Source organism: Serratia sp. (in: enterobacteria) (assembly GCF_046715635.1).
Taxonomy (GTDB): Bacteria; Pseudomonadota; Gammaproteobacteria; order Enterobacterales; family Enterobacteriaceae; genus Chania.
Map to the genome: position 1 here is coordinate 1 of NZ_JBKJYW010000218.1, position 4,592 is coordinate 4,592.

The following is a 4,592-nucleotide window of genomic DNA, read 5'->3' on the forward strand; positions in this document are numbered from 1 at the left end:
AACAGAAGACAGGCCCATGGTGGCAGCAACGATCAGCGCTAATACTTTTTTCATCTTTAAATCCTCAGGGAGTGTTTTTCGGTAAGCCCGGTTGGGCCGTTGAAGAGATAATAGAGGAATCAATCCGCCGCTTCCGTGAGTGATTGGTTTCGCTGAGTAACCAAATGTACAGAGCAGGTAGCCAGGCCCTCAGGCTGGGATGTGGCCCCAAAAAAGCTCCGTTATTCGCGGGGATAGCCGTAAATTTTCGTGATCGCCAGCACATTTCCCATAATGGTCTACACTTATAGGACATGTGTCGTAACGGAGAGTCGAATGTTTAACAAGACAGATAAAGTAGAACGAGACATCGATCAGGACGTGAACCTGCTGGCCGATACGCTGGATGAAGTGTTACGTGATTCCAGCAGCAAGACCAAAGAAGAACTGCATGAACTGCACAGTAAGGCAAAAGGGATATTACGTGATGCCCGTGCACGCTTCAACGGTTCCAGCAGCCTGACACAACATGCTCGCGACGTAGCTGGCAGTGCCGATAGCTATGTACGAGACAAACCTTGGCAGGGCGTAGGCATCGGTGCCGCTGTTGGTATCGTGATCGGCGTCTTGCTTGCCCGGCGTTAACCCATGTAGCGGGTTTAATCATAAAAACAGATGTGCGTCTGGCCCACGGTTTTCCGTGGGCCGCTTTATTTTCCGCTCTCGATAATCGCCGCTAGCCGTGCCACCGCACGTTCAGCTTCGCTATAGCTGGTGAAGTTGGCAAAGCCCAGCAATAAGCCATTATCACCAGGCGTTGCCATCTGCCAATCCGACAATGCCTGTATCGACAACCCCTGTTGCCAGGCTCTCTTCGCCAACTCACGGTCATTAAGCCCTGCTTTCAGGTGAGCCAGCATCTGAATGCCCCCGGCCTGCGGTGCCACCGTCAAATAGTTTGCAAGCCGCTGTGTCAGGGCCTGCAACAACCATGCGCGCCGCTGGCGATACAGCAACCGCATGCGCTTCAGATGGCGGTAAAAATGCCCGCCGTTGATAAAATCGGCCACTCCAGCTTGCAGTAACGGTGGGCAACCGCAGCCTCGCAGCTGGCTACAGCGCTCAAAAGCCGCCGTCTGCTCTGCAGGCACCACCAGATAGGCCATACGTAACGCCGGAAACAAGGTTTTGCTGAAGGTCCCGGCATACAGCACCCGCCCCTGACGGTCGAGGCTTTTTAACGGTGGCAAGGGTTTGCCGTAGTAGCGGCATTCGCTGTCATAATCGTCTTCGATGATCCATGCCGAGTGACGGGTTGCCCAATCCAGCAGCGCCATACGCCTGGCCAGGCTGAGGGTAACCCCCAGCGGGCTTTGATGAGTCGGCGTCAGCACCGCCATGCGGGCGTCTGGCCGGGTGGCAATACCGGCGTCAATATCCATCCCTTCCTCATCAACCGGCACTGGGACAATTTGCATTCCGGCGGCGCTAAACAGCGGCTGGGTAACCGGATAACCTGGGTCTTCCAGCCAGACCGCCTCTCCCGGTTTCAACAACGCGTTGATCACCAGCTCTATCAAAGCTTGATAACCCGCGCAGATAAATACCTGTTCCGGCCGACAGATGATGCCACGGGAAAGGTGCAGGTAATGGACGATTGCCTCGCGCAGTTCCGGCAGGCCATTAGGTGGCGGGTGTGCCAGTGAGGCCATCGTGGTGCCACGCAACTGCCGGGCAACGATGCGCTGCCATACCGCCCGTGGGAAGGCATCCAGCGCGGGCAGGCCAAGCTGGAAAGGCTGAGTCGGCCCGGCGGGATGAGACTGAAATGCGGAAGGTGCCGGAATCGCCAAGGTGGGTACCGCTGACAGCTTGGGGCGCTCAGGCATTTTCAGCAACTGGGAGGAAACATAGGTTCCTGCCTGGCCCCGGCTTTGCAGAAAACCTTCAGCTACCAGCGCAGCATAGGCATTTTCAACTGTCGCGCGCGCTACCCCCAGATCGCTGGCCAAGCCGCGCACCGAAGGTAAACGGCTGTTAGCTACCAGGGTTCCCTGCACGATAGCGTCTTTAATCCGCAGATAGATCTGCCGGTATAGCGGTTCGGCCTGTCGGTGATCCAGGCGTAAGAAAGCAAAAATATGGCGTGTCATGGCCTGGTTAAATAATCATTTTATGGCTCTATAGCATAGACCATATCGCAGCTAAAGTAGCGCCATACATTGGTTACGTCATTAATCCGAGGTTTGAACATGATCAAGCAACGTTTGCAGTACGCCGAACTGTCACCGGCCCCTTATAAAGCCATGCTGAGCGCCTTGGGCGGGTTAGAGAAAGGCCCGCTGGATAAAGCGATCATTGAGCTGATGTTTATGCGCGTTTCGCAGATCAACGGCTGCGCTTTCTGCCTGGATATGCACGGCAAGGCGCTGCGTGCAGGGGGAGCGAGCCACGCCAAGCTGGATACGCTGGCCGGCTGGCGCGTCAGCCATGAATTCAGCGAGGCAGAACGTGCCGCGTTGGAATGGGCCGAAGCGGTCACCCTGATTGCGACAACCGGCGCACCGGACAGCGCCTTTGACGCCCTGAAAGCCCATTTCAGCGACGCCGAAATCAGCGATCTGACCTTTGCCATCAGCATTATGAACGCCTTTAACCGCCTGGCAGTCAGCATGCGGCAGTAATTTTGCTGGCCGGGGTAACCCGGCCTGCTCGATCCTCACCGCAAAAAATATTTCCCCACCGTTTTTCCAGCCTCGGCGCGGCCTGCGCACCAAAAACCGAAAAACACCACATATAGTGATGTTGATAATACAAATATCAACATATAGTATTCATTCATCAACGCAGGGGGAAACGCTTGGGTTGGTGACGCCGTCAGAAACGCCCTATCATGCTCAACTTTCTGACTTATCCGCCTTTCCTTCAATACAAAAGGTAAATGCGAATCATGAGTATTATTATTTACACTAAACCAGATTGTGTCCAGTGCAATGCCACCTACCGTGCCCTGGATAGACAAGGGATTGACTATCGCGTGGTCGATCTGACCCAGGATCAGCAAGCGCTGAACCACGTTAAATCACTGGGCTATCAGCAGGTTCCGGTGATTATCGCTGGTGACGATCACTGGTCTGGTTTCCGCCCGGACAAGATCGGCGCGTTAGCCAACGCCCTAACCTCCTGAGGTGTGCCATGGATCCGCTGGTCTACTTCTCCAGCAGTTCGGAGAACACCCACAGATTCGTTGAGAAGCTGGCACTGCCCGCGATACGCATTCCGATCGCTGGCAGTAAAAAAGTGCTGATGGATCAACCTTATATCCTGATCGTGCCCAGTTATGGCGGCGGCAGCAGCGTCGGTGCCGTGCCGATCCAGGTGATCCGTTTTCTCAATGATCCGCAGAATCGCGCTTACCTGCGCGGTGTGATTGCCGCAGGTAACACCAATTTCGGCGCAGCGTATGGCATCGCCGGTGACATCATCGCCAAAAAATGCCAGGTGCCGGTGCTTTATCGTTTTGAGCTACTCGGCACCACACAAGACGTCGCTATCGTTCAACAGGGAGTCACCGCATTTTGGCAACGACAGAACTGACCAGGCCCGCCAGCGCCACGCTGGATTACCATTCGCTCAACGCGATGCTCAACCTTTACGACGCCGAAGGGCGCATCCAGTTCGATAAAGATCGGCTGGCGGCCAGACAATACTTTTTGCAACACGTGAACCAAAACACCGTGTTCTTCCACAACCTGGCGGAGAAATTGCGCTATCTGGTGGATGAGGGATATTACGAAGCGGCGGTGCTGGACCAGTATGAGTTCGCCTTTATCAAGCAGCTGTTCCAGCAGGCCTATGCCAGGAAATTCCGCTTCGAGACCTTCCTCGGCGCCTTCAAGTATTACACCAGCTACACGTTGAAAACCTTCGATGGCCAACGCTATCTGGAGCGCTATGAAGACCGGGTGTGCATGGTGGCGTTACGGCTGGCGGCAGGTGATACCGCGCTGGCGCAGGATCTGGTAGAAGAGATCATCTCCGGGCGTTTCCAACCCGCGACGCCCACCTTCCTCAACTGCGGCAAACAGCAGCGCGGCGAGCTGGTTTCCTGCTTCCTGCTGCGTATTGAAGACAATATGGAGTCGATTGGCCGCGCGGTGAATTCGGCACTGCAACTCTCCAAACGCGGCGGCGGTGTGGCCTTTCTGCTGAGCAATATCCGCGAGGTGGGTGCGCCGATCAAGCGCATTGAGAACCAGTCTTCCGGGGTGATCCCGATAATGAAAATGCTGGAAGATGCCTTTTCTTACGCCAATCAACTAGGGGCACGTCAAGGCGCTGGGGCGGTGTATCTGCAAGCCCATCACCCAGACATTCTGCGCTTCCTGGATACCAAGCGGGAAAATGCCGACGAAAAAATCCGCATCAAAACCCTGTCGCTGGGGGTGGTGATCCCGGATATCACCTTCGAGCTGGCAAAGAATAACGAAGAGATGTACCTGTTCTCTCCTTACGACGTGCAGCAGGTGTATGGCGTGCCGCTGTCTGAGATTAGCGTCAGCGAAAAATACCGTGAGATGGTGGATGACAAGCGCATCCGCAAATCCCGCATC

Annotated in this window: 6 protein-coding genes; 5 read left to right on the plus strand and 1 reads right to left on the minus strand. The window is 55.2% G+C overall.

What is annotated here, in order from left to right:
* Nucleotides 1-315 precede the first annotated feature (315 nt).
* Nucleotides 316-624 carry a YqjD family protein gene (locus ACLQ7H_RS10950; protein ID WP_411752686.1) on the plus strand — a complete coding sequence of 103 codons (309 nt, stop codon included), beginning with the start codon at nt 316-318 and terminating at the stop codon, nt 622-624.
* 65 nt (nt 625-689) lie between these two features.
* Here ACLQ7H_RS10950 and ACLQ7H_RS10955 read toward each other — a convergent pair whose 3' ends face one another.
* Nucleotides 690-2,132 carry a PLP-dependent aminotransferase family protein gene (locus ACLQ7H_RS10955; protein ID WP_411752687.1) on the minus strand — a complete coding sequence of 481 codons (1,443 nt, stop codon included), beginning with the start codon at nt 2,130-2,132 and terminating at the stop codon, nt 690-692.
* Nucleotides 2,133-2,231: 99 nt separating this feature from the next.
* Between ACLQ7H_RS10955 and ACLQ7H_RS10960 the strand changes: the two genes are divergently transcribed.
* The 4 genes from ACLQ7H_RS10960 to ACLQ7H_RS10975 all read left to right on the plus strand — a co-directional run.
* Entirely contained in the window at nt 2,232-2,663 is a 432-nt protein-coding gene (locus ACLQ7H_RS10960; RefSeq protein WP_411752688.1) for a carboxymuconolactone decarboxylase family protein, read from the plus strand.
* A gap of 266 nt (nt 2,664-2,929) precedes the next feature.
* On the plus strand, nt 2,930-3,166 hold the full coding sequence (gene nrdH, locus ACLQ7H_RS10965) for a glutaredoxin-like protein NrdH (protein ID WP_024484825.1): 237 nt from the start codon (nt 2,930-2,932) through the stop codon (nt 3,164-3,166).
* Between the two features lie 8 nt (nt 3,167-3,174).
* Entirely contained in the window at nt 3,175-3,576 is a 402-nt protein-coding gene (nrdI, locus tag ACLQ7H_RS10970) for a class Ib ribonucleoside-diphosphate reductase assembly flavoprotein NrdI (RefSeq protein ID WP_411752689.1), read from the plus strand.
* A partial coding sequence (locus ACLQ7H_RS10975) for a ribonucleotide reductase N-terminal alpha domain-containing protein (protein WP_411752690.1) occupies nt 3,558-4,592 on the plus strand: 1,035 nt, incomplete at its 3' end. The genes nrdI and ACLQ7H_RS10975, both read left to right, overlap by 19 nt.

Excerpts from the sequence above, each read along its gene's own strand:
- ACLQ7H_RS10950 (WP_411752686.1), top strand. The coding sequence starts at position 316 with ATGTTTAACAAGACAGATAAAGTAGAACGAGACATCGATCAGGACGTG.
- ACLQ7H_RS10955 (WP_411752687.1), bottom strand. The coding sequence starts at position 2,132 with ATGACACGCCATATTTTTGCTTTCTTACGCCTGGATCACCGACAGGCC.
- ACLQ7H_RS10960 (WP_411752688.1), top strand. The coding sequence starts at position 2,232 with ATGATCAAGCAACGTTTGCAGTACGCCGAACTGTCACCGGCCCCTTAT.
- nrdH (WP_024484825.1), top strand. The coding sequence starts at position 2,930 with ATGAGTATTATTATTTACACTAAACCAGATTGTGTCCAGTGCAATGCC.
- nrdI (WP_411752689.1), top strand. The coding sequence starts at position 3,175 with ATGGATCCGCTGGTCTACTTCTCCAGCAGTTCGGAGAACACCCACAGA.